This is a genomic window from Sphingomonas sp. LR59, assembly GCF_036855945.1.
GTDB lineage: Bacteria > Pseudomonadota > Alphaproteobacteria > Sphingomonadales > Sphingomonadaceae > Sphingomonas.
On the sequence record NZ_JASPFL010000001.1, the window covers coordinates 2828100 to 2851810 of the forward strand.

The following is a 23711-nucleotide window of genomic DNA, read 5'->3' on the forward strand; positions in this document are numbered from 1 at the left end:
GCACCCAAAGGGTCGGCGTTCAAGAAGGAGCACAGGATGCCCATCGAGCAGGCAGGACGAACCGTATCGCGCCGGCAACGACCGATCGGCCCAAGTCGATGAGCCCTGGCAAGGCGTATCTCGGCGAATTGATCTCGGAGGCGATCGCGATCTTCATCGTGATGACGTTCGGTCTGTCGGTCGCCGCGATGTACACGCTCTACGATCCCAGTCCGTACAAGACCGCCTATTGGGGAGTCTGCATGACCTGGGGGATGGCGGTGTCGATCTCGATCTACGTCACCGGCGCGGTCTCGGGGACGCATGCCAATCCGGGCGTGACGCTGGCACTCGCGCTGTACCGCGGTTTTCCCTGGAGGAAGGTCCTGCCCTATTGGTGCGCGCAGCTCGTCGGCGCGTTCCTCGGCGCGGCGCTGGTCTATGCGCTCTATTACAACGTCATCGATCACTTCAACGCGACGCAGCACATGACCCGCGCCGGTGGCGGTGCAGCCGGCGTATTCTTCACCGCGCCGGGTGTCGCGGTGACGACGATGAAGGGCTTTATCGACGAAATCATCCTCACGGCGATCCTCGTCTTCGGCATCTTCGCGATCACCGACGAGTTCAACACGATGGCACCACAAGCGAACTTCGGCGCCATCGTGATCGGCCTGCTCGTCGCGGTGATCGGCGCATCGATGGGGTATCTGGAAGCCTGGGCGATCAACCCCGCGCGCGATCTCGGACCGCGTACCTTTGCCTGGTTGATGGGATGGGACGCATCCGCGTTTCCGGGCGTGGGCAACTATTGGTGGGCGCCGATCGCCGGGCCGTTGATTGGCGCAGCAATCGGCGGCGGCGCGCAACATCTGTTGATCCGGCCGTTCCTGCCACGCGACACGCCCATCGCAGGGCCCCAATAACGAGCGCGCCGTTTGGACGCCCGCCGACACGACCGAAGGAGAGTGAAGCGTGACCGACACCATCATCCTGGCCATCGATCAGGGTACGACTTCGACCCGCAGCATGACGTTCGGCAGCGACGGCGTGCCGCGCCAGACGGTACGCCGGGAATTCGCCCAGCATTATCCGCAGTCCGGCTGGGTCGAGCACGACCCCGAGGACATCTGGCGCGATACCGTCGTGACGCTCAAGCAGGCGGCCGAGGCAGACGGCGGCAAGGTCGCCGCGATCGGCATCACCAACCAGCGCGAGACGGTGGTCGTCTGGGACCGCAAGACCGGCGAGCCCGTCCACAACGCGATCGTCTGGCAGGACCGCCGCACCGCCAAGCTCTGCGCGCACCTCAAGGCCGACGGTAACGAACCGCTCGTGCGCGAGCGGACCGGGCTGATCCTCGACCCGTATTTCTCGGGCACGAAGCTCAAATGGATCCTCGACACGGTCGACGGCGTTCGCGACCGTGCCAATCGCGGCGAACTCGCCTTCGGAACGATCGACAGCTTCCTGCTGTGGCGGCTGACCGGCGGCAAGGTCCACGCGACCGATGCGTCCAACGCCTCGCGCACCCTGCTGTTCGACATCCATAAGGGCGCTTGGGACCCGGACATGCTGCGGATGCTCGACATTCCCGAAAGCCTGCTGCCCGAGGTCAAGAACAACAGCACGATCTTCGGCGAAACCACGCCGGACCTGCTCGGGACGTCGGTCCCGATTGGCGGGATGGCGGGCGACCAGCAAGCCGCCGTCGTCGGCCAGGCCTGCTTCCAGCGTGGCGATGCAAAATCGACCTACGGCACCGGCTGCTTCGTGCTGCTCAATACCGGCAAGGAGGCTGTCACGAGCAAGAACGGCATGCTCACCACCATCGCCTATCAGCTCGACGGCGAGATCACCTATGCGCTGGAGGGCTCGATCTTCGTCGCGGGGGCGGCGGTGAAGTGGTTGCGCGACGGACTGGGCCTGATCAATCAGGCAGCCGATACCAACGACATGGCGACCAAGCTCGACGGCAATGGCGGCGTCTACATGGTGCCCGCGTTCGTCGGTCTGGGCGCACCGCACTGGGACCCCGACGCGCGTGCGAGCATCACCGGTCTCACCTTCGCCGCGACCGGCTCGCACATCGCCCGCGCCGCGCTGGAATCGGTCGCCTACCAGACCGCCGACCTGATGAACGCGATGGTCGCGGACGGCGCGCGCGACGCCCGCCAGATCCGCGTCGATGGCGGGATGGCGGCAAACGACTGGTTCTGCCAGTTCCTCGCCGACATGCTCGCCACCGATGTGGTCCGGCCCGCAAACATCGAGACGACGGCGGCCGGTGCAGCGTTTCTCGCCGGGATGGCGGTGGGAATCTGGAACGGCCCCGACGATATCGCCGCCGCCTGGCAGGAAGACCGCGTGTTCAACCCGACAATGACCGGCGAGGCGCGGACAACGCTCATGCAGGGGTGGCAGGACGCGGTCGACCGGACCAGTTCCAGGGCAAAGTCCTGACCGGTCGCACCGCGAGGCTTGGTCGACTGCGCTGTAAAATCCCCGCTCGACCGCTAAAGGCGATAGCGGGATCAGGCATTTGGTGAACACATGGCGCGCAAGCATTCAAGACACGGCTCCTATGACGATGGGGAGCGCGGCGAGGAGGCTCCGGCCGCCCCGATCCCCTGCTGGCTGTGTGGCAGGCCTACCGGCAAGATCATCGTCTGGCATCATCCCGTTCCCAAGAGCCGGGGCGGTCGCGATGTCGTTCCGATGCATCCGATCTGCCAACAGACGCTGACCGCCAATTTCACCAATTCCGAACTGCAGCGCCACGCGATGGATGTCGAAAGCCTCCTCGCGAACGGCGCGGTGCGCAAGTTCGTCGATTGGGTAGCGAACAAGGATCCGGACTTCACCGCGACCACGACGAAGAAACAGCGCTGACGATCGTTTCGACGCGGTAACATACCTATGCCAGTGCTTGATCCGGCCGCTTCCGCAATGGCGCGGGCGGGCGGGTTGCTACGCGGCAAGCGCGCACAGCCGCTCATGGTAAGCCGTTCTGATAGAAGCATTGTACGCGACGGACGGCCGCTATAAGCCGCACGCATGTCGCTTCGGGCTCGGCCAATCTTCGACGGTTTTCGCGCTGCGGCGTTCGTTATGCTCGCGATGATGCTGCTGGTGCGGCTAGGACCATGGTGCGAAACAACGGCGATGGTTGCAACGCCGGTCGCATCGACGATGATGGATTGTGCCAGCACCCCGATCAACGGTCCGGCAAAAAATACCGCGCTGTCGGCCTGCGCCACGCCATGCGCGGCTGTCCCCGGCGAGATGGTTGCTCATGTCAAGCCGATCGCGTTCGCGCCGCTCTCCCAATGGGCGGTTGCGCATACCGGCCTGTTCGGCCTTACCAGCGCACCCGCGACGCCCCCTCCGCAAACCGTGTGAAACCAATCTCACACGCGCATATTTTCGGAGACTATTATGACCAAGTTCAAGCTCATCAGCACCGCTCTCGCCCTTACGCTGTCGACCGGCGCATTTGCCGCGGTCGCAAATTGCTGCGCCGACATGGCCTGCTGCAAGGACAGCGCAGACTGCTGCAAAGATGGCGCAAAAGCCCAGGCTGCGGATTGCTGCGATCCTGCCAAGGGCGGCACGCACCACGACTGAAGCGGTGGTAGGGGCGGGCAACCGCCCCTATTCACGCATCACCCGTCCGTCTCGCTACGCCGCAGAATGTCCTCGCCGGAGCGGATATTAAGCCACCGGTGACAACGGTCGCCAGTGACGACGCCCCGCTGTCGACCGCAATCGCCACCTCGATCGACCGCGGTTGATAGCTGCATTCCTGCGCCGATCGCGGGGCCCGCGTTAGGTAGTTCCCGATTCTGGTGCCGGTCCACCCCGATCGTACGGTTTGGCTACGCTCCCCAATCGAGGACCACGCCATGAAGTTCAGCCATTCGATCGTCGCCGTATTCGACGACCACGCACAAGCCGATGCCGCGGTGAAGGCGCTGGCCGCATCGGGGTTCGGGCTGCGGCGGTTGAGCATCGTCGGCAAGGGATTTCACAGTGATCAGGTCGCGACGGGCTTCTACAACAGCGGCGACCGGATCCGCTTCTGGGGCTCGCGCGGCGCGCTATGGGGTGGCCTGTGGGGGCTGTTCATGGGCGGGCTCTACGCGACCGTTCCCGTCGTCGGCGGGGTGGTGCTGCTCGGGCATCTCGCTGCCACGGTGATCACGGCGATCGAGGGCGCGGTCATGCTCGGCGGCACCGGCGCGCTGGTAGCAGCCCTCGCCAGCCTCGGCATTCCGGAGGATTCGATCGTCACCTACGAGACCGATATCGCGGCCGACGGGTTCCTCGTCATGGCGCATGGCAGCGAGGCCGAAATGGAGCGCGCCAAGCTGGTGCTCGAACCGCTTAGCCCGCGTCGGATCACCGTGCATCACGACCACAGTAACGCGTCGCCGCACGCACAATTAACCGGTGAGCTCCCGATCGCCGAGCCGGTCGCCTGACGCAGGACGCACCGCCGTTCTGGATTCGCTCGGCCGATGCGTTGCTCGCCGATCTCGGAACATCGCGTGATGGGCTGAGCGCGGCGGAGGCGACGCAGCGCCTCGCACGCTACGGACCGAACAGCGACAGCGCGGAGGCACATACCGGCCCCGCGCGGGCGATCGCGCGGCGGCTGTTAGAGCCGTTGTCGCTGATCCTGCTCGCTGCCGGACTCGTATCGGCGGCGACCGGCGATGCGGTCGGCGGGTCGATCATCGTCGTGATACTCGGCTTCTCGGTGCTGCTCGACACCTATCAGGAGGGCCAGGCGGTCCACGCCGCAGCAATCCTGCGCCAGTCGGTCGCCGTCTCCGCACGCGTCCGCCGCGACGGCGCGTTGGTCGCGATCGCGATCGAGGCGGTGGTGCCCGGTGACATCGTCGAGGTCCGCGCCGGCGACATCATCCCCGCCGATGCGCTGATCCTCGACAGCACCGCGTTTACCGCCAACGAAGCGGCGCTGACCGGCGAGCCCTATCCGGTCGACAAACGCGCCGGCCTCGTCACCGCGACGACCGCCGCGGAAGCGTCGAACGCGCTGTTCCGCGGGGCGATCGCGCAGACGGGGACGGCGACCGCTCTGGTCGTAGGCACCGGCCGCGCCACGCTGTTCGGCTCGGCGGCCGCCGCGCTGGCGACCGCCGCCGCCCCCTCCCATTCGAGCGCGATCTCCATGCGTACGGCCTGCTGACGACGCGGCTGACGCTGGCGCTGGTGGTGGTCGTGCTGACGGCGAGCATCTTCCTAGGGCGGCCGCTGCTCCAATCGCTGCTGTTCGCGGTCGCGCTTGCGGTGGGACTCACGCCCGAGCTGCTGCCGATGATCACCACCGTCACGCTGTCGCGCGGCGCGATGCGGATGGCGAAGCGCAAGGTGATCGTGAAGCGGCTCGCGTCGATCCACGATCTAGGCGCGATGACCATTTTGTGCACCGACAAGACCGGCACGCTCACCTCGGCGCAGATCAGCCTGGCGCGGAGCATCGGTGCCACGGGTATCGACGATCCCGAAGCCGCGCGGTTGGGGGCAATGGCCGCAGCGTTCGGCGGCGATCGTGGCGCGCTCGATACGGCGTTGGTGACCGCATCGCCGGACGCCGCGAAGGACTGGACGCTCGCCGCGCAGAGCGTCTTCGATTTCGACCGGCGGCTCGGGACTGTGCTGGCGACGGGTGCAGGCGGCACGATCCTGATCACCAAGGGCGCGCCCGAGGCCGTGCTCGCCGGCTGCAATTTGAGCGAGGTCGACCAAGCCGCGATCCTAGCGCAGGTCCGCGCGCTCGCCGAACAAGGCCTGCGCGCCATTGCGATCGCCTCCCGCCCCTGGACCGGCCCGACGCATGCGCCGACCCCGGAGGACGAAACCAACCTCGTCTATGCCGGGCTCTGCGCGTTCGCCGATCCGCCGAAGGAGACCGCCCCCGCCGCCGTCGGCCGCCTGCAAGCGGCGGGCATCCGGCTGAAGATCCTGTCCGGCGACGACCCCGTGGTGGTCGGCCGCCTCGCCGGACTGGTCGGCCTCGCCACCTCGCGCGTCCTGTCCGGCGCCGACATCGCCAGGCTCAGCGACGATGCGCTCGCCGTGCAAGTCCGCGACGTCGACGCCTATGGCCGTCTCGCGCCGGACCAGAAGGCACGGCTGGTACGCGCGCTCCAGGCGAGCGGCGCGATCGTCGGCTATCTCGGCGACGGCATCAACGACGCCCCCGCGCTGAAACTCGCCGATATCGGCCTGTCGGTCGCCGGCGCGGCCAGCGTCGCGCAGGCGTCGGCGGACATGATCATGCTCGACAGCGATCTCGGCGTGGTCGCGGACGGCGTCGAGGAAGGACGGCGGACGTTCGCCAACATCCTGAAGTACGTCCGCATGGGGGCGAGCTCAAACTTCGGCAACATGCTGTCGATGGCTGCAGCGTCGCTGTTCCTGCCCTTCCTGCCAATGCTGCCGACACAGATCCTACTCAACAACCTGCTCTACGACGTGTCGGAGATCGGCATCCCGTTCGACGGCGTCCGCGCCGAGGCGGTCGTGGGGCCGCAGGTCTGGAGCATGCCCGCGCTGATCCGCTTCGCCGCGGTGATGGGTCCGCTGTCGTCGGCGTTCGACCTGCTGACGTTCGCAGGCCTTTCGCTCGTACTCCACGTCGCGGCGCCCGAGTTCCGCACCGCCTGGTTCCTTGAATCGATGGCGACGCAGATCCTGGTGATCTTCGTGATCCGCACCAACGGGCGGCCATGGGCGGACCTGCCGCGACCGGCGCTCGCGCTGTCATCGCTGGGCGCACTGTTAGTGGCGATGGTGCTACCGTTCACCCCGGTCGGCGACTGGTTCGGCTTCGTCGCGCCGCCGCTCGTGGTGGTGGCGAGCATCGGCGGCATCACGCTCGCCTATCTGGTACTCGCCGAACTACTCAAGACGTTCCTGTTCGACCACCGCCCCACCAAACGCGCGCGCCGCTGAATGAGCGTAGCCACACTTTGGCGCGGGGCGTTGCGCCATATCGGCTGGGTGCTGGGCCTCGCGGTGATCGCGATCGTCGTCGGCGCGGTGCTGCGGATCGGCGATCTTCACGCGTTCGCGACGATGCTTGAGAACGCGCGTCCCGGCTGGCTGCTGGTCGCGCTGGGGTTGCAGGCAACAACCTATGCGAGCGTCGCGGTGGGCTGGAAGATCGTGCTGCTTCGGACCGACACGCCGCAACCGCTGCGCCGGCTTTATTCGATCGCGGTCGGCAAGCTGTTCGCGGATCAGGTCCTTCCGGTCGCGGGCATGGGCGGCAACATGTTCCTGGTCGACCGCCTGACCGCGCTCGGCGTCAGGCGCGGCAACGCGGTCGCCACGCTGCGGGTGGCGATGATCGGCTTCTACGCGGCGTACGGGGTTTGCGCGGTTGCGATGCTCGTCACGCTGTGGATCGAAGGGCTGGCGTCGATCTGGATCGTGGGCTTCGTGCTCGTGTTCCTCGCCGTCACGACCGCGATTCCCGGACTGGCGCTGTGGATCCGCCGGCGCGGGCGGCGCCCCGTCTCGTCGACCCTTGCCCGGTTCGCGAGCATCCGTGCGCTCGTCGGTATCGTCGGCGAAGCGCCGAAGCGGTTGCTGGTCGACCGCCGGCTGATCCTTCGCGTCGCGAGCGTGAACGGCCTGGTCTTCGTCGCCGATGCCGTCAGCCTGATGGTGTGCTTCCTCGCGCTTGGCCAGCCGGTCGGCTTCCCGGTCGCGTTCGTCGCGGTGATGACCGCATCGATGATCGCGACGCTCGGCCCGATCCCGCTCGGACTCGGCACGTTCGAGGCGGGTGCGACGGGGATGCTGGCGTTGATGGGGGTGCCGGTCGAGGCGGCGCTGGCGGCGACGTTGCTGCTGCGCGTCTTTACGCTGTGGCTGCCGCTGGTCCCCGGTTTCGCGCTGATCCGGCGCGCGCTACGCACCAAGGCTGCGGGCCTGACAGCCTAGGAAGCAGAAGCGTCAGGCGTTGGTCGTATGGAAAGGATCGAACCGTCCGCGGAACGGCGCGCATACCGAACGCGCATATCGGCGCAATCCGCTAACCCAGGGTCACTGCATTCGCATGAACAGCGAGAGCGCGTTGCGGACGCTGTCTGCAAAGCGGTCATAGATTACGCGTGCGACCTCGGCGATGACAGGCTGGCGATCACGTCCACCGCGAGCGAACACCGCGACCGCCACGCGACGACCATCGGGCATAGTAATGAACCCGACATCGTTGGTGATACCGTCAAGCGTGCCGGTCTTGTCCTCGACCCGCGTACCAGCGGGAAGGAGAGCGCGGATACGCCGCGTGCCCGTCGCGCATCGGCTCATCAGCTCGAAGAGAAAATTGCGGCTTTGCGCCGTCAGCACCGAGCCGTTGTCGAGCTTGTTCAACAGCGTGACCATGGCGACCGGCGTGGCGACATCCTTGCTGTCGGCAAGGTGGCCGCGCTCGCGAAGCAGCTGGGCTATGGTCCGATCCATCCGGATGCCCGGTATCTGCAGCGACAACAACCACTGCTGGATCGCGGCGGGGCCGCCGAGAGCGGCAAGCAGCTGATCGGTTGCCTGGTTATCGCTGCGGATGATCATCAGCTCCATGACCTTGGCGGCAGGACGGCCCATGATCATGTCACCGAGAGAGCGTCGACCTTGATCGACCTCGGCGAGATAGGCGGCGGCGATCGCGATCTTGACCGTGCTCGCCATAGGAAAAGGCGTATTACCGTTGATTGAAACGGTCGAGCCATCGCGCAAATCGAGCGCGGCGATGCCATAGTCACCGGAGCGTTGCGCGACCAACTGGGTCAACGCGTGCTCGAGCCCGACGAGTTCGGGCGAGCTTGCGGCGACCGGTGCCGGGACGAGGATGCTGGCGGCGATACTGGATAGAAACAGGCGGAAAACCCGGAGTGCGCGCATCAATCGTCCTCGAATATTGTCCTGCATCGACGTGGTCACACTAAACCGACGAACCTGAACATGTCGTTATGCATACCGATAAAGTTCGAGCAACGGCGGATCGCGACACCGATGAGTTGCGCCTATGGCCTGGTAGCCTTTCGGGCAGACGGCGCTCAGCCAATCATGTCAACGATTGCGCCACGACCGTCCGACCACATCCGAGAGCGCGAGGACCGATACCGACCCTGGCAAAATTACCGTCGCCCCGGATCACGCATGACCGCCTGACGGTCGAGTCTCTTCCCGACATTACACGCGATCTACTATCGAATCGCGCCATTCGCGGACGCGATGATCACGCATCCGATCGTGTAATATTGATTGAAGTGGCTGGGGCGCTAGCTGAAAGCCATCGTCCACTGCCTCCCGGCCCTGACACGGGACGAGAACGTGCTGCGTAAAAAGAACGTGCTGCGTAAAAAGAGGCAGCTTCCGAAGAAGCTGCCTCAATTGCCTCCTTAGAAGCCGACGCGCGCGCCGACCCGGATGAAGCGGCCCATGATGTTGCCGGTCGTCCAGGCAGGGTTATACTGGTTGATGCTGTACCCGCCGCTCGGATCGAACGGGGGCTTGATGTCGAAGATGTTGAGCACGTTGGTGTACAGCGTGAAACGATCGTTGACCTTGACGGTTGCGGTCATGTCGACGTTCCAGGTTGCCTTTGCGTTGCACAATACTGGCGTTCCGTCCTGATACGTCACGACCGACGAGCCGATGCTCGCTTCGCAATCGCCTTTGACGCCGCTGTAGCCGTTGGACACATCAGTCGAAGCGAGGTCATAGCCGGCGGTATAATAGGCGGTCGCCGAGAGCGATGCGGCACCGACTTCGAGCGTGTTCTGCCACGTCGCACGCCACTTCGGCGAGCCCGAGCACGAAGTGTTGTTGCAGGGGCTGAGCGTGCCGTCATACCGCTCGACGTTGCCGTCTGCTGTCTGCTTCTCGAACTTGAGCAGGTACGACGCATCGGCCGAGGTGATCAACGTCACGTTGTTACCGATCGGGAAGCGGGCATTGGCGCCGAAATCGATGCCCGATACGCGCTGTTCGTCGGCGTTCTGATACGACACTTCGATGAAGCCGATCTGCGGCAACGCAGCGGGATTATCGTTGTCGGCCAGACCCGGCCGGACGACGACACCCGGAAGGTTCACGACGCCGTTGTTCGCGTAATATTGCTCGAACGCACCCGCGGAACTCGCCGGGTTGATGATGCCCTTCACCTTGATGTTGAAGTAATCGACCGTGAAGTTGATCCGCGACGTGGGCTCGAAGATCGCGCCCAGCGTCCAGCTGGTCGACTTCTCCGGATCCAGATCCGGGTTACCCGTCGACGTGTTGCCGAGCGAGAACTGGCCCGTCGCGTAGGCGTTGCCGCCGTGCGCCGCGATGAACGCGGCCTGCGCGGGAATGCTCGGATCAAGCGAGCGCGTCACATAGCCAGTGGTTGGCAGACCATTGGCTTCGTTGAAGCTCGGAATGCGGAAGCCCTTCGAGAAGGTACCACGAACCGAGAACTGCTGGATCGGCGAGAATTTTGCACCGATCTTCGGCGAGAAGTTGCTCTGGCCCGACGAATAATCGTCGTAACGACCCGACCCGTTGATCACGAGCTGATCCAGGACCGGCGCGTTGATTTCGAAGAAAGCGGACTTCACGTTGCGGCTGCCGACCGCGCCGACCGAGTTGACACCATAATAGCGGTCATAAGGATGCGCGTCGTTCTGCGGGTTCGCGCTGGGGTTATCGATCGACTCCTTGCGATACGCCCCGCCGATGGCGACCTGCAACGGACCACCCGGCAGAGTGAACAACGACTTCGAGAGGGTGCCCTGAATCTGCCAGAGATCGGCCGTCGAGCGCGTCCGGTTCTCGGGGGCGATATAGTTGCGGATCTCTTCCGAATTGGCACTCGGATTAACGAAATCATATGTTCCGCGCGCGACCACGTCCAAGATCCGCTGCGGGATAAGATAGTTCTTCTGGATCACATCGAGCTGCGTATTCGATGCCGTGAAATCACCGCTATATTTCCAGTCGTCACCGAATGTACCGGTGATCCCGGCCGCGAGGCGCAATGCCCGCGAATTCGTCTCGATCGTACGCGGACGGTCATAGAGGCTCAGCAACTGCGCACGGCTGCCGCTGGCTGCGAAAGGATTGTTGGGATTGAGGACGCCGTTACCCGCGTTGCACCCCGTGTCGAGCATGGTCAGCGAGCCGACCCCACCGGCGCAGACATAGGTCGGCAGATACAGTGGGTTGAGTAGAACCGAGCCTGGCGGCGTCGTCTGATTGTTGAAGCCGAGCGGGCTGATCTGCGTGAAGGTGTTGGTCCGGTAGTAATTGCCCGACACATAGGCCTGAGCATTGTCGCCGACATTGGCCGTAAACCGACCCGAGAATCCGTAGCGCTCCTGCTGCGGCAAGACCTGCAGATACTGCTTACGGAAATCCTGCTGGCAAACGACCGAACCTGCAGTCGGGCTCTGGCCCGGCAGGACCGTCACCGGATTCAGGTCACGGCATCCATCGGCGGCGTTGAGAATATTGTACCGGCCCAGAGCCCCGCCCGTGGCATCGACGGGACGTACCATCGCCACCGTCGTCGATGCGAGACCGGAATAGGTACCGTCCGCGTTGAAGAAGTTGCGAGCCCCTGCGGGCTGCGCAATGCAGCTGCCCGCGTCGTTACAGATGCGGCTCAGATCCGACGAGTTGAACGGGTAACCCCGATCGCTTGCATTGACCGCCGCAGTGTTCTGATACTCGCCGTTAACGTAGAAGTTGAAGCCTTGCGTGGCGAGGTCGCCATAGCCCCACGTCGCATCAAGACGCTGTTCGCCACCATCGCCACGATCCGAGATACCTGCCGAACCATTCAGGTGAAGGCCTTCGATCTGCTTCTTCATGATGACGTTGATGACGCCTGCAACGGCATCTGCGCCATAGGTCGACGACGCGCCGTCCTTCAGCACTTCGATGCGGTCGACAAGCGAACTCGGGATCGTGTTCATGTCGACAAAGTTGCGCTGACCGTCATCGGCGAGCGGATACGGCGCCATGCGCAGTCCATCGAACAGCGTCAGCGTCGATTGCACGGACAGACCACGCAGCGATGCCGCCGTTGCGCCCGTTGCGAAGTTGCTACCGGTATTCCAGCCCTGGCTGATCGTGCCAGCGCCGTTCGCAGTCAGTCGCTGCACGGCCTCAGCGGCCGTATTGATTCCGCGCTGCTGAAGCGTCGCGGCCGTCAACGTTGTGACGGGTGAAGGACCTGTATCGGCGCCGCGGAACAGGGACCCGGTAACCACGATATCCTGGCCAGCATCCTCTTCGGCCGGCGCGGTCTCTGGGGAGACGGTCTTCTGCGGTTCCGGTGCAGCGGTCGCGGTCTGCGCGACGCTCGGCATGGCTGACAATACGAGGACAAAAGGCGCGGCCGCGGCGAGCAGCAACGACTTCGACGTAAAGCGAGTGGTAGCAACCAAGTGAAAATCCCCCAATATAACCGCAACGGCCCTTATACGGTCGATTGCGAAAGGTTTCCGAACTGCAACCAAGGTTGCTCGGAAGATGTCCACATTGGTGAAGCCGTGCTTTGGGGCTGTAAAGGATTACGCATTGAGACATGACGTTTCTGTCATCTTGTGACTAATATGGCACTATATCTGTCTCATATGCCGCGCCGGCTGTTGAGTAATCGTCGAATGAGCGACGCATTTAATGATAAGGAACAGGGAAAGTGCCTTATTACAGGGCCTTCGGGATCCAAGGCAGATGTATTCCGCCGCATCGGATCCGGTAAGCGTCACACCAACAGCCCCTTCCCGTCTGAATCCGCACGCTTTCACGACGCTATCGATAAGCTGATGGTACGGGCAGTTCATGCGCTACGGCCTTTCAAAGGCCCGCCCGTCGGTGATGGGCGTTGGTGCAGACGGCTCAGAATTGCTTACTCTGCGACGACGACAGATAGGCTTCCGCGCGTAGCGGACGTACGCGCCAAGCGACAGCGCGCTCCCCAGCCCCTGTGATCGACTGCTGTGATCGATCTTGCCCGAATAATCGATTGGACAAATGTCCTTTAGATCCTGCATCTTGAAAGCAAGACGGTAAGACTCATCGAGAGAGGACGCCAAGATGGCCGATTACGAACAGCCCAAGAGCAGCGGTTGCCCAATGGGCCCCAACGGCGGCGGCGAGGTGAAGGCCCGTTCGCTGCTGGGTCGTACGAACAAGGATTGGTGGCCCGATGCGCTGCCGATCGACATGCTGCACCAACACGGCGTCTCCCCCGATCCGATGGGCGAAGAGTTCGATTATGCCAAGGCGTTCCAGCAGCTCGACTATGCCGCGCTGAAGGCGGACCTGACCGCGCTGATGACTGACAGCAAGGCCTGGTGGCCTGCCGACTATGGTCACTACGGTCCGTTCATGATCCGCATGGCGTGGCACGCTGCCGGCACCTACCGGGTGACTGACGGCCGTGGTGGGTCGTCGTCAGGGCAACAGCGTTTCGAGCCGCTCAACTCGTGGCCGGACAACGGCAACCTCGACAAGGCACGCCGCCTGTTGTGGCCGCTCAAGCAGAAGTACGGCAAGAACATCAGCTGGGCCGATCTGTTCATCCTCGCCGGCAACGTCGCGATCGAGAGCATGGGCGGACCGGTCTTCGGCTTCGCCGGCGGCCGCAAGGACGTCTTCGCCTCCGAGGGCGATACGTTCTGGGGTGCCGAAGAGCTGTGGGTCAATGAGGGTGCACAGACGCGTATCAGCGAAGACATGCCGGAGCTGGAAGGCCCGCTTGCCGCGATCCAGATGGGGCTGATCTACGTCAATCCCGAGGGTCCGGGTGGCGATCCGAACCCCCTCCTGTCGGCGCGCGATATGAAGGCGACGTTCCAGCGGATGGCGATGAACTCCGAGGAAACCGTTGCGCTGACCGCGGGCGGCCACGCGTTCGGTAAGGCGCACGGCGCCAAGCCGGCACCGCATTTCAAGGCCCCGTCTTCCGAATCCGTGCATATGCAGGGTCTCGGCTGGCTGACCGATAGCGAGGAGATCGGCCAGGGCCACATCACGACCTCGGGCATCGAGGGCGCATGGTCGAACAACCCGACCAAGTGGACCGGCGATTACCTGCGCCTGCTGTTCAAGTACGACTATGAGCTGACCGAGAGCCCGGCCGGCGCAAAGCAGTGGCAGCCGGTCAACCCGGCACCCGAGGACATGGCACCCGACGCACGCGATCCCAACAAGCGCGTGCCGACGATGATGACCACCGCCGACATGGCGCTGAAGATGGACCCCGAGTTCCGCGAGATCGCGCTGCGTTTCCGGGACGATCAGTCGGCACTCGACGACGCGTTCGCGCGCGCTTGGTTCAAGCTGACGCACCGCGACATGGGTCCGCGCGTTCGTTACCTCGGGCCTGAGGTTCCGGAAGAGACGCTGATCTGGCAGGATCCGGTTCCCGAAGGCACCGCGCCGTCGGACGCCGATGCCGCTGCGTTCAAGGATGCGGTGCTGTCGAGCGGGCTGACGATCGGCCAGCTGGTCAAGACCGCCTGGGCGTCGGCATCGAGCTATCGCCGGTCGGACCACCGCGGTGGTGCGAACGGTGCACGCATCGCGCTCGCCCCGCAGAAGGATTGGCCGGTCAACGAGCCAGAGCAGCTGAGCAAGGTTCTGGCCAAGCTCAACGAGCTGCGCGGCGACATGTCGCTGGCCGATGCGATCGTGCTGGCCGGTTCGGCAGCGGTCGAGAAGGCGGCGCGCGATGCCGGTCACGACGTGTCGGTGCCGTTCCTCGGCGGACGCGGAGATGCGACGCAGGAGTGGACCGATGTCGAGAGCTTCGTGTGGATGGAGCCGCAGGCCGATGGCTTCCGCAACTACCTGAAGACGCGTCACCCGGTGAAGACCGAGGAGCTGTTGCTCGACAAGGCTTCGCTGCTCGGGCTGTCCGCGCCGGAGATGACCGTGCTGGTCGGCGGCCTGCGCGTGCTTGGTGCGAACTTCGGCGATGCGCCCGAGGGCGTGCTCACCGAGCGCAAGGGCCAGCTGACCAACGACTTCTTCGTCAACCTGCTCGACAACGACACGTTCTGGGATCTGGTCGACACGTCGAGCGACGAGAAGTTCATCGGCTATGATCGTGGCGGCCGCGAGAAGAAGTGGCAGGCGACGCGCACCGACTTGGTCTTCGGTTCGAACTCGCAGCTCCGCGCGACGGCCGAAGTTTATGCCGAGAACGGTCACGAGCAGAAGTTCGTTCGCGACTTCATCAAGGCGTGGGTCAAGGTCATGAACGCTGATCGCTTCGACGTCACAGCCAAGCCTGTATCGTCCAACCAGGCGACGTAAGGTTTTATGGGGTGCGGATAAGTCGTGCCGGCCTGGACAAGGTTCCAGAAAGCATGGCTTATCCGCCACTCCCAGATGTTATAGTTGTCGCAACTAAGACATGAGCTCTGATAACTCGATTACATGTAGCCCCCGTCCTAAACGGCAGGCTTACAGCCAATATCGTCACTAACACCTGCGCCCGAACTAGCCGGTCATAAATGCCACGGGCGACGCTATGTTCTTGGCGGCGAAGCGTTACCGCCCCCTGTCGGAATACCTGTAGGGAAATGGCCCCGATGACAGGGAACCTTGATCAACCCTGATCGGTAAGAGACGCAGCGCCTGAAAACGCGGTCTCGGATCTTAGACGCGGTGGTGATCGCCCCTCACGCCGACGTCTCAGGATTGGACGACAATAGTCGTCGCGCGGCGAGTGCCGCTCACGCTCGACAAATCCGGTCATGGCCTCCAGACCATGCATGCACCGCTCGGGTGCGCGTACTGTTCGGTCAGGAGCCTTCATGCATCGTCGCCACTTTATCGCGTCTGCCGGTTTCGCCTCCGCGTTGATGGCCCTGCCGGCGATTGCGCGGGCCGCAATGGGTCGCGACGACGTCAAATTGAGGGCGATGCTCGACCGGTTCTTTTACGCGCGATTGGACGAGAGCCCCGAACAGGCGACCTCGCTCGGTCTCGATACGGGTGCGCGGACCCGGCTTAAATCGAAGCTCGACGATACCTCGCGCGCCGGCGAGCAGCGCCAGTTCGCGCGGGCAAAGAGAGAGCTGGCCGCGCTGAAGACAGTGTCGCGCGACGCGCTGGGCGACGCGGCGAAGCTCGATTACGACGTGGTCGAATACAGCCTGGACCGCGAGATCGCGGGGCAGCGTTACGCTTATGGTGCCAGCGCCGGACGGTATGCGCCCTATGTGCTGACCCAATTGACGGGCGCCTATCGCGACGTACCGGACTTCCTGGCCAACCAGCACGCGGTCCGCAGTGCTGCCGACGCGGATGCCTATGTCGCCCGCGTGCTGGCGTTTGCGGGCGCGATAGATGCCGAAACGGAGCGTCAGCGCGAGGATGCCGCCAAGGGGGTGTTCGCGCCGGACTATATCCTCGACACCACGCTAAAGCAGCTCGCGTCGGCGCGCGACAAGGCGCCCGACCTGTCGGGCCCGGCGACCGACCTGGCCGCCAAGCTGAAAGCGGCCAATTTGCCCCCGAGCGCGGCCAGGCGGTAGCGGCGCTGATGCGCGACCAGGTGTTTCCCGCGCTCGACCGGCAACGCGCGCTGGTGACCGAACTGCGGAGCACGGCGACGCACGATGCGGGTGTCTGGCGCTTGCCGGACGGTGACGCGTATTATGCAGCAGCCGCGAGCGCCGCGACCACGGTGCAACTGACGGGAGACGAGATCCACACGCTGGGCCTGTCGCAGGTCGCCGAAATCAGCGCACGGATCGACGGCATCCTCAAAACGCAGGGCATGGCGCAAGGCAGCGTCGGCGAGCGTCTGGTCGCGCTCAACACGCGACCCGATCAGCTCTTCCCCAACACCGATCCGGGTCGTGAAGCCCTGCTGGAGCAACTCCGTGCGCAGATCGCAGCAATGGCGAAGCGCCTGCCCGAGCAATTTGCGGTTCTCCCCAGGGCGCCGGTCGAGGTCCGCCGCGTTCCCGAGGATATCCAGGCCGGTGCACCCGGCGGCTATTACCAGTCCGCGTCGCTCGACGGGTCGCGGTCGGCGATCTATTTCATCAACCTGCGCGACACGTTCGACCGCCCGAAATTCGGCCTAGCGACGCTGAGCTATCACGAGGCGATCCCGGGCCACCATCTCCAGGTCATGTCGGCACTGGAGAGCGAGGACATCCCGCTGATCCGCCGCCGCGGCTTCTATTCCGGGTATTCCGAGGGTTGGGCACTCTACGCCGAACAGCTTGCCGACGAGATGGGCGTGTACGACGGAAACCCGCTGGGTCAGGTCGGCTATCTCCAGTCGCTGCTGTTCCGCGCGACCCGCCTGGTCGTGGATTCAGGCATGCACGCCAAGCGCTGGAGCCGGGAGAAAGCGACCGATTACCTGATCGCCACCACCGGCATCGCGCGTGGCCGCAGCCAGGGCGAGATCGACCGCTACACGGTCTGGCCCGGGCAGGCGTGCAGCTACAAAATCGGCCACACCATGTGGGTCCGCCTGCGCGACGAGGCCAAGCTCAAGGCCGGCGCCGATTGGGATCCCAAGCAGTTCCACCGCCTGCTGACGATGGGCGCGATGCCGCTGACGGTTCTGGAAAAAGTCGCACGCGAGCGGATCGGGACGGAAAGCCACGGTATCTAGCGTTTCGTGAACAGTGCTTTGGGCAGGACGACGTGGACGCCCTTGTTGCGGTCGACGAGTTCGGTAATTTCGACATCGCCCGCGACGCTGATCAGCATGTACGCATCGTCGCGCGTCATGCCTTTTTCCGCGACGAGGAAATCGATCATGTTGCGTAACGCCTTGCGGGTCGCATGGCTTAGATCGTCGTCGAAGCCCATCGCGATATAGGCCTTGGGCGTCTCGGCGCGCGGATAAGTGATTGCCGCCTTCTTGTGCAGCACGAACTCGAACGTACCGGTCAACGAGGTTTCCAGTGCAGTGATATCGACCTCGCCATTGCCCTGTGCGGCATGGCCGTCGCCGACCTGGAACAGCGCACCGGGGGCGTAGACGGGGAGGAACAAGGTCGTTCCGGCGACGAGCGCCTTGTCATCCATGTTGCCACCGTTGATCGTCGGCGGCGCGCTGTCGTAGCGGCCGAACGCCGGGGGCGGCGCGACCCCCATGCTGCCGAAGAACGGCGCCAGTGGCACTTCGACGCCGGGCGCGAACAGGCCGACCATGCGCTTGGTGTCGAGCGGGACGATCTTCATGCGCGCATAGGGAAAATCATCGGTCAGGAACCCCGCCCCGTACCGGAACGCATTATAGGCATAGGGTATCGCCAGATCGACTTTCCGGATGCGCACTTCCAGCATGTCGCCGGGTTCCGAGCCCGCGATCGCGATCGGTCCGGTCAGGATATGGCCGCCGGGGCCGCGTGCGCTGGCCGGGACGCCGTCATAAACGGCACGCAGCGCCGGTTCGATCTGCGCGGGCGCGACGCCGGCCTTTTCCAGACCTGCCGGACTGTTGGTCAGCAACGTATGGATCACCACCGTGTCGCCCGACCGGATCGTCAGCACAGGCTTGTCGGTCGCATCGTAATGCCCCCAGGCGACCGTCTGCGGAGTCGCCTTCAGTTCGTAGGTCGCAGCGCCCGCGGGCGCCGCCGTAGCGACTAAAGCAACCAAGGCAGTATGGATCAGGTGGCGCATCGTCATCCTTTCAATAAGCCAAAGCGCAGTTGCGGGCGCGCATCTCGCCCGCCAACGTCATTGACGCGGGCTGCACCGCCGATGCGATGCTCGACGCAATTCCAGCCGCAGCAATCCGCGCAGGCCCTAAGCCCATGCCCCTAGCTAGTAGCAATGCGTCCTCTGGTGAGGCTGCAACGCAAGATCGACGACGCATGATGGACGCTCCCAGTGCTAGTGGGCGATCTTCGCTAGCACCGCGAGCAAGGACAAGAGGCTAATGCGTGCAGCGTCCACGCGGGCCATTTTCACCGAAGGTGACCCGTCGCGATAGATCGGAAAATGCTCTTTCAGTCGCGCGGAGCACGGGCGATCACGCCCTGAGCGACACGAAGACGGGCCTTCCATATCTTAACCGACGGATGCCCGGACGCCAGGCCGGCAAGCCGCCCTTCAATCTGAGCGACCTCTCGCTTGGCTGCATCAAGTTCGGTGGCTGTTGGTGCAGGCTGGATATTAGCCCGCGCATGCGCACCGGTGCGCCCCTTGCTCTTAGTCATGGACGAGGCGATGGTCTGAGATGCTGGCCGTCGTCAATGAGGGAATAGTATCGGCGCGGCCGCGGCTGGCGACACGAGGCGCCGCTTTCCGACATTCACCCTCGCTTCTCCGCCTTTCACTTCAGCCGTTCATGCATGGCTGTCCAACGCACCCAAGGGGCTTAAGCCTGCGTTGGCAGCCGGCCTGTCAACGGCATACTTCTCAGACGTTTCCCGGTCGCTGAAGCGAGAGCGTTCGCCAGTGCGGCCGCGGTCGGCCCCTGGGCGCACTCACCGGTACCGAGGAACGGCGTGCCCGGCCGATCGACAACCTCGACGGTCACGCTGCGTGGTACATCGGCAAACCGGAGTATCGGATAGGTGCTCCAGTCATAGTCGGTCCGGCGCGTACCGTCATGCCCCGCCGCTTCGAACGCGGTCCAACTCAGCGACTGGACGATCCCGCCCTCGACCTGATTGCGGATACCGTCCGGGTTGACGGCCTCGCCGCTGTCCACGGCAGCGACGGCGCGGTGGACGATAAGCCGACCCTCGTCGGGGATATGCTCGACGTCCAGCGCGACTGCGCAATAGGCCCCGTGGTTCTTGTAGCGCGCAAAGGCAAAGCCTCGTCCGCGATTGGGTGTAGCGCGGTATCGCGCCCAGCCAAACCGCGCTGCGGCTCGTCGGATCACGGCGGTCGCCCGCGGATCGTCCAGATGGGCCAGCCGGAACGCAACCGGATCGCGTCCCGCCGCCGCCGCGAGCTCGTCCATGAAGCTTTCGAGTGCGAAAATGTTCAGGTGTGCGCCAAGACCCCGCAGCGCCGAGACTCGCACCGGCATGTCGGGCAGGAAATGACTGACGATGGTCTGGTTGGGAAAGCGATAAAGTGGAATGGCGTTGCGGTCGCCGCCGCCATTGGGCTGCGGGATGGGTTTCGGCGGTGTCGGTTTGAACGGCGGTATGATTTCGGCGCCGGCGAGAAGGTCGCCCGCTGCGACCGGGCGCGTGCTGTGCGTATTGCTCCACACCTGATGTCGCCAATCGACGATCCGTCCCGACGCATCGAGCGTCGCATCGACCTGTGCGAGCATCGCCGGGCCGAGCGGTTCCCAACCATGCTCCTGCTCGCGGCTCCACTGCAGCCGGACGGGCACGCCGGGCATAGCGCGAGCGATCAGTGCTGCGTCCCCGGCGACATCATCCGCACCGTTATGCCCGTAGCACCCTGCCCCCTCGCGGTGGACGCACCGGACGCGGTCGGCGGGGATCGCGAGCAGTTCGGCGATCGCCTGCCGCAGCGGCTCGACGCCTTGGCTGTGCGTCCACACCGTCAGTCGATCCTCGGCAAACAGCGCTACCGCACAGGACGGCCCGATCGCGCCATGCATCAGATAGGGCCTGTCATAGCGCGCAGACAGTCGCTGGACGCCGCGCGCGCCGGGATCGTCGCGGCGGTTGTCGATCACCTGGCTTTCCCGCCGCATGGTCAGCAACCCGGCCGGCATCGTCGGTAGCGCCGGCACCGCGGCGTCACGCACCCAGCGGCCGCGATTGGCAACGCGAAGGGCCTGTTCGAGCAGCCATTCGCGTGACCCGACGATCGCCGCGAAACGCCCGAGCTGCACGACCCTGACGGCGCCCGGTTGCCGACGTAGCGCGGCAAGGTCGGGCGTCAGTTGCGTGCCGGACGATGGTCCGCGCAGGACCCGCGCATGCACCATGCCGGGCAGCCGCATGTCGTGCACATAGCTTGGCAAGCCGGTCAACTTGGCGGGAAGGTCGACGCGCGGTACCGGCTGCCCGATCAGCCGCCGCGCCTCCTGACGCTTGCGCGGCACATCTGCTCTCGCGCGCACCGCCAGCGAGATCGATGCGGCCAGCGCCGCATAAGTCACGCGCCTTCCCTGCCCGTCGAGCACGGTGCCGTCGCGGGTGAATACCGTGGTCGCCGGCACGCCCCATTGCGTTGCCGCGGTCTCCGCCAGCAGCAGACGGATGTTGGCGGCAGCGTTGGCGATCGCGGTGCCGCTCTGTTCGAGCGTCTGACTGCCCGCGGTCACGCCCTCGTTCGGGGTCAGGCCGGTGTCCGCGGTAATGAGGTCGATCCGTTCGATCGCGACGTCGAGTTCGTCGGCGGCAAGCTGCGCCATCGCTGTCTTTACGCCGGTGCCAAGTTCGACCTTGCCCGTGAACACCGTCACGCGACCGTCCGGCGCGATCCGGATCCAGGCGTCGAGATCGGGGAACTTCGCCAATGTCCCCGGCAGGTCGGGCGCGATTGTCGGCGGTCCGCCGCTACCCTCGCCACCGCCGGTCTGCGCCAGCGCGGCAGCCGGCGCGAGCGAGAATGCAACCAGCAAACCACCCAGCACGTCGCGACGTGACGCCACCCCGCTCACGTCACGGGTTCCGCGGCATCGACCACGCCGCCGCCGCGCATCACCGCTGCTCGTCGGACCGCGCGCAGGATCCGCATGTGCGTCCCACACCGACACAGCGAGGGTGCCATCGCCGTCCGCAGCTCATCCTCGGTCGGCGTCACCGTCTTGCGCAGCAGCGCTTCTGCACGCGCCATCATGCCGGGGATGCAATAGCCGCACTGCGCCGCTTGTTCGTGAAGAAAGGCGCGCTGAACGTCACCTGGTTTTGCGGCCGTGCCCAGTCCCTCGACCGTCGTAACCTCCCGCGTCCCGATCGCGCCGACGGGAAGCAGGCAGGAGAACACCGGCCTGTCATCGACCAGCACGGTGCACGCCCCACATTGCCCCAGCCCGCACCCGAACTTGGCGGCATGCAGTCCCAGATCGTCGCGCAGCACGTAGAGCAGCGGGGTCGCGGGATCGATATCGACGCGCGTCGTCGCGCCATTGACGGTCAGGTCGATCATTCGCCCTCCTTGCGCGCCGTGGCGACGTCTTTTTCCAAATCCTTCCATGCCGGTCCGGTGCCGTGGCGCATTTGCAGATATGCAACGATCTCGGACATTTGCCGGTCGTCGAGAGCGTCGGCGAATGCCGGCATGTATGGCCCCCGCGGCGAGACCGGCGGATGGAGACCCTTCAGGATTATCTGGATCGTGTCGCGTGGGTTGTCCTCGTGCAGCGGTGTGCCGAGCGGCAAGGCTGGACGCCCCGCAACCATCATCGCCGCGCCCGGCTCGTGGCATACCGCGCAGGCCCCTTCGTAGAGCCGCGCGCCGTCCGGATGACGCTGCGACGCCAAGGCGCGACGATCGGGCAGCAGCCGCTCGAACCGTGCAGCAGGCGCATCGCGCATCCTCCACGCATAATAGGTCGCGAGCGCGCGGACATCGGCCGGCGCTGCACGGGCCAGATTATAGGTTGCCGATCCCATCGGCCCCGCCGCAGCGGCATGCGCAGTACTTAGCCCGGTACGGAGATAGGCCTCGAGTCGCTCGACCGTCCATGCCCGTACCGCAGGCGAGTGCGCGTTGATCGGGGGTGCATACCAGCCACCCGACCACCCGCCGTCATACGCCTGCGCGCCGCGCTTCTCCTGCTGCAACAGGCCACGCGGACTGTGGCAGGCGGTGCAATGCGCCAGCGTTTCACCGATATAGCGCCCCCGGTTCCAGGCGGTCGATTGGCGGGGATAGGTCGTAATCGGCTCTCCTCGGAAGAACAGCAGCTTCCACCCGGCAAGCAATGGCCGAAATCCAAGCGGCGGAATCATCGTGTTGGCGGGTGGAACCGACCGCACGGCCGGTCGGGTCATCAGAAACGCGTACAGCGCGCTCAGGTCGCCGTCCGTCACATTCGCATAATGGGTGTAGGGAAAGGCCGGGTACAGATGGCTGCCGTCACGCCCGACGCCCTCACGCATCGCGCGTCGGAACGCTGCCGGTGACCAGGCGCCGATCCCGGTCGCGGGATCGGGTGTGATATTACTGCCGTAGATCGTTCCGAACGGCGTCTTGACCGGATACCCGCCGGCATAGGGACGCCCGCCTGCAGACTGATGGCAACTGACGCAATTGCCCAACCGCGCGACATTGGCGCCCTGCGCAACGAGCGCCGGATCAAACAGACGAGGATCGGGCCGCGTCACGGTCGCGATTGCTGGCCGGTACGCTATGATCGCGAAGACGACGATGCAAACGCACAACGCCGCCACTGCCCAAATGACCCTGCGCGTGATCCCGGACCGGGTCATCCTGGTGTATGTCCGGCGATCAGCGTTCGCCCTCGCCTTCGCCGCCCTCGTTTTCGCCGCCCTCATATTCGCCTTCGCCGCGCTGACGGGCATGGTGTTGTGCGGCACGCGCGCGACGGGGATTGCGGACGACATGGCGCGATTTGGTCGAGCGCACGACGTGGCGACCCTCGCCTTCGCCCTCTCCCTCGTCGCGCTCGTTCTCGCCGCCTTCACCGACCTGATCGACCGACGGCGCCAGGGGTTTGGCTGCTGCTTCGGACAGGATCGCCTGGCCCGACTGCGCGACGACAAAGGCACCGACGCCCATCCACAATTTCGTACGCATACCTAATTCCT

Annotated in this window: 15 protein-coding genes and 3 pseudogenes; 12 read left to right on the forward strand and 6 right to left on the reverse strand. The window is 64.8% G+C overall.

All coding sequences use genetic code 11. The annotated features are described in order from the left end of the window. The first annotated feature begins 98 nt into the window (after positions 1–98). From QP164_RS13115 to QP164_RS13155, 9 genes and pseudogenes are all read left to right on the forward strand, one after another. Positions 99–905 carry an MIP/aquaporin family protein gene (locus QP164_RS13115; protein ID WP_333923417.1) on the forward strand — a complete coding sequence of 269 codons (807 nt, stop codon included), beginning with the start codon at positions 99–101 and terminating at the stop codon, positions 903–905. Positions 906–954: 49 nt separating this feature from the next. Further along, complete coding sequence (gene glpK / locus QP164_RS13120) at positions 955–2442, forward strand: glycerol kinase GlpK (RefSeq protein ID WP_333923418.1); 1488 nt, start codon at positions 955–957, stop codon at positions 2440–2442. A 90-nt stretch (positions 2443–2532) separates the two neighbouring features. Then, on the forward strand, positions 2533–2871 hold the full coding sequence (locus tag QP164_RS13125; RefSeq protein WP_333923419.1) for a hypothetical protein: 339 nt from the start codon (positions 2533–2535) through the stop codon (positions 2869–2871). 165 nt (positions 2872–3036) lie between these two features. Continuing rightward, entirely contained in the window at positions 3037–3381 is a 345-nt protein-coding gene (locus QP164_RS13130) for a hypothetical protein (RefSeq protein ID WP_333923420.1), read from the forward strand. 36 nt (positions 3382–3417) lie between these two features. Continuing rightward, the gene (locus QP164_RS13135; RefSeq protein ID WP_333923421.1) at positions 3418–3606 is read left to right on the forward strand and encodes a hypothetical protein; all 189 of its coding nucleotides are present in this window, start codon (positions 3418–3420) and stop codon (positions 3604–3606) included. Between the two features lie 278 nt (positions 3607–3884). Then, positions 3885–4463 (forward strand): DUF1269 domain-containing protein, encoded by a 579-nt coding sequence (locus tag QP164_RS13140; RefSeq protein ID WP_333923422.1) that lies wholly within the window; start codon positions 3885–3887, stop codon positions 4461–4463. Between the two features lie 41 nt (positions 4464–4504). Then, positions 4505–4624: pseudogene (locus QP164_RS19870) on the forward strand (cation-transporting P-type ATPase); the annotation flags it as partial. Between the two features lie 117 nt (positions 4625–4741). Next, a pseudogene (locus tag QP164_RS13150) lies at positions 4742–6963 on the forward strand (HAD-IC family P-type ATPase). Then, positions 6964–7959, forward strand: a complete 996-nt coding sequence (locus QP164_RS13155) for a lysylphosphatidylglycerol synthase transmembrane domain-containing protein (protein ID WP_333923423.1) — start codon at positions 6964–6966, stop codon at positions 7957–7959. A 102-nt stretch (positions 7960–8061) separates the two neighbouring features. Here QP164_RS13155 and QP164_RS13160 read toward each other — a convergent pair whose 3' ends face one another. Next, positions 8062–8919, reverse strand: a complete 858-nt coding sequence (locus tag QP164_RS13160; RefSeq protein WP_333923424.1) for a serine hydrolase — start codon at positions 8917–8919, stop codon at positions 8062–8064. Between the two features lie 500 nt (positions 8920–9419). Next, complete coding sequence (locus QP164_RS13165) at positions 9420–12452, reverse strand: TonB-dependent receptor domain-containing protein (protein ID WP_132895644.1); 3033 nt, start codon at positions 12450–12452, stop codon at positions 9420–9422. A gap of 652 nt (positions 12453–13104) precedes the next feature. Between QP164_RS13165 and katG the strand changes: the two genes are divergently transcribed. Beyond that, positions 13105–15330 carry a catalase/peroxidase HPI gene (gene katG / locus QP164_RS13170; protein ID WP_435368405.1) on the forward strand — a complete coding sequence of 742 codons (2226 nt, stop codon included), beginning with the start codon at positions 13105–13107 and terminating at the stop codon, positions 15328–15330. A 503-nt stretch (positions 15331–15833) separates the two neighbouring features. Continuing rightward, a pseudogene (locus QP164_RS13175) lies at positions 15834–17656 on the forward strand (DUF885 domain-containing protein). On the opposite strand, the gene QP164_RS13180 reads toward QP164_RS13175, so the two are convergent. From QP164_RS13180 to QP164_RS13195, 4 genes are all read right to left on the reverse strand, one after another. After that, positions 17653–18675 (reverse strand): acetamidase/formamidase family protein, encoded by a 1023-nt coding sequence (locus QP164_RS13180; protein ID WP_333923425.1) that lies wholly within the window; start codon positions 18673–18675, stop codon positions 17653–17655. The pseudogene QP164_RS13175 and the gene QP164_RS13180 overlap by 4 nt on opposite strands. Positions 18676–19375: 700 nt before the next feature. Beyond that, positions 19376–21598: a molybdopterin cofactor-binding domain-containing protein gene (locus QP164_RS13185; RefSeq protein WP_333923426.1), complete on the reverse strand. Its 2223-nt coding sequence runs from the start codon at positions 21596–21598 to the stop codon at positions 19376–19378. Next, on the reverse strand, positions 21595–22086 hold the full coding sequence (locus QP164_RS13190; RefSeq protein ID WP_333923427.1) for a (2Fe-2S)-binding protein: 492 nt from the start codon (positions 22084–22086) through the stop codon (positions 21595–21597). Before QP164_RS13190 ends, QP164_RS13185 begins: the two co-directional genes overlap by 4 nt. Then, positions 22083–23267: a cytochrome c gene (locus QP164_RS13195; RefSeq protein WP_333923428.1), complete on the reverse strand. Its 1185-nt coding sequence runs from the start codon at positions 23265–23267 to the stop codon at positions 22083–22085. The genes QP164_RS13190 and QP164_RS13195 overlap by 4 nt, the downstream gene beginning before the upstream one ends. Positions 23268–23292: 25 nt before the next feature. Between QP164_RS13195 and QP164_RS13200 the strand changes: the two genes are divergently transcribed. After that, complete coding sequence (locus QP164_RS13200; RefSeq protein WP_333923429.1) at positions 23293–23706, forward strand: hypothetical protein; 414 nt, start codon at positions 23293–23295, stop codon at positions 23704–23706. The last annotated feature ends 5 nt before the right edge of the window (positions 23707–23711 follow it).

Bases quoted from the DNA above. Each gene is read 5' to 3' on its own strand.
- QP164_RS13160 (WP_333923424.1), bottom strand. From the start codon at position 8,919: ATGCGCGCACTCCGGGTTTTCCGCCTGTTTCTATCCAGTATCGCCGCC.
- QP164_RS13135 (WP_333923421.1), top strand. From the start codon at position 3,418: ATGACCAAGTTCAAGCTCATCAGCACCGCTCTCGCCCTTACGCTGTCG.
- katG (WP_435368405.1), top strand. From the start codon at position 13,105: ATGGCCGATTACGAACAGCCCAAGAGCAGCGGTTGCCCAATGGGCCCC.
- QP164_RS13190 (WP_333923427.1), bottom strand. From the start codon at position 22,086: ATGATCGACCTGACCGTCAATGGCGCGACGACGCGCGTCGATATCGAT.
- QP164_RS13155 (WP_333923423.1), top strand. From the start codon at position 6,964: ATGAGCGTAGCCACACTTTGGCGCGGGGCGTTGCGCCATATCGGCTGG.
- QP164_RS13180 (WP_333923425.1), bottom strand. From the start codon at position 18,675: ATGCGCCACCTGATCCATACTGCCTTGGTTGCTTTAGTCGCTACGGCG.
- QP164_RS13200 (WP_333923429.1), top strand. From the start codon at position 23,293: ATGATCGCGAAGACGACGATGCAAACGCACAACGCCGCCACTGCCCAA.
- QP164_RS13140 (WP_333923422.1), top strand. From the start codon at position 3,885: ATGAAGTTCAGCCATTCGATCGTCGCCGTATTCGACGACCACGCACAA.
- QP164_RS13125 (WP_333923419.1), top strand. From the start codon at position 2,533: ATGGCGCGCAAGCATTCAAGACACGGCTCCTATGACGATGGGGAGCGC.
- QP164_RS13130 (WP_333923420.1), top strand. From the start codon at position 3,037: ATGTCGCTTCGGGCTCGGCCAATCTTCGACGGTTTTCGCGCTGCGGCG.
- QP164_RS13115 (WP_333923417.1), top strand. From the start codon at position 99: ATGAGCCCTGGCAAGGCGTATCTCGGCGAATTGATCTCGGAGGCGATC.